Origin of the sequence: Vibrio sp. 661 (genome assembly GCF_033339315.1) — a bacterium.
Taxonomy (GTDB): domain Bacteria; phylum Pseudomonadota; class Gammaproteobacteria; order Enterobacterales; family Vibrionaceae; genus Vibrio; species Vibrio alginolyticus.
Genome location: NZ_JAWOUJ010000095.1, coordinates 1 through 1195, shown reverse-complemented (window position 1 = coordinate 1195; position 1195 = coordinate 1). Strand labels below are relative to the sequence as shown.

General features: G+C 45.4%; 2 protein-coding genes. One reads left to right on the top strand and one right to left on the bottom strand.

All coding sequences use genetic code 11. The features are described from left to right. A partial coding sequence (locus R7P69_RS24930; RefSeq protein WP_318121784.1) for a cellulose-binding domain-containing protein occupies positions 1-274 on the top strand: 274 nt, incomplete at its 5' end. Positions 275-382: 108 nt separating this feature from the next. Here R7P69_RS24930 and R7P69_RS24925 read toward each other — a convergent pair. Continuing rightward, positions 383-1195 (bottom strand): sugar phosphate nucleotidyltransferase (locus R7P69_RS24925; protein ID WP_318121783.1); only part of this gene is annotated, 813 nt, incomplete at its 5' end.

The following is a 1195-nucleotide window of genomic DNA, read 5'->3' as shown; positions in this document are numbered from 1 at the left end:
TAAAGAGTTTGCGTTCAAGTTTGAGCAACCAGACCTACCAATCGGAGACCTAAACGCGGGTACTGGCGGTGGCGGTACAACTGAACCTGGTTCTTGTGATACTGCTGGTTTGGTAACATACCCAAATCTGCCACAAACTGACTGGGCAGGTAACCCAAGCCACGCAAATCAAGGCGACAAAGTCATCCACAATGGTGTGGTTTACCAAGCAAACTGGTGGACGGCTTCTGAACCAGGTAGCGACGGTAGCTGGGCTACAGTATGTAACATCTAATCATTATTGATTAACTGTTATTACCTAACTTTAATAGGTACTTAAACAAAAGCGCACGGTAATTATCGTGCGCTTTTTCGTTTATGTTGTCGTTTGAATTGAGGACTTTCAGAACTGGTAGCTCTCCGGTATAACAACAATGCCTTTTTCTGAGATTTTGAAGCGTTTGGCGTCTTCAACCTTATTGATGCCGATTTGTGTATTCGGTGGTATGCGAACGTGTTTATCGACGATGCAATTCACCAGTTGGCTGCCTTCACCGACTTCTACGTCATCAAAAATGATGGAATCCACAACGGTCGCGCTGTCTTGAATGCGCACATTTGATGAAATGATCGAGTGCTGGACTGAGCCACCTGAGTTGATAACACCGGTAGCTATGATCGAGTTGATGAAAATACCTTCGTTTCCTGTTGCAGAGGAGACGGTTCTCGCTGGTGGAAATTGAGGTTCGTAAGTGCGGATCGCCCAGTTAGATTGATAAAGGTTCATCGGAGGTACTGGTTCCAGTAAATCCATATTAGCTTCATAGAAGGAGTCAATTGTCCCGACATCACGCCAGTAACAATCTTTATCGACACGACCTTTGCTGCCACAAAACTTGTAAGCGTAAACCGATTCGGTGTCGATCAATTTTGGAATAATGTCGTTGCCAAAGTCATGGCTAGACGTTTCCAGTTTCGCATCTTCGGTCAGCGCTTCTTTGAGCACATCCATATCAAAGATGTAGATCCCCATTGATGCAAGGCTCTTGGCTTTATCGTCTGGAAGAGTAGGTGGGTTTTCAGGCTTCTCGACAAAAGACTTAACCAGTCCGTTTTCAGCGATTCCCATTACTCCGAAAGCAGAGGCGTCCTTTACTGGAACATCCATACAAGCGACGGTCAGTTTTGCCCCTTTCTCTTTATGTTCCTCAAGCAT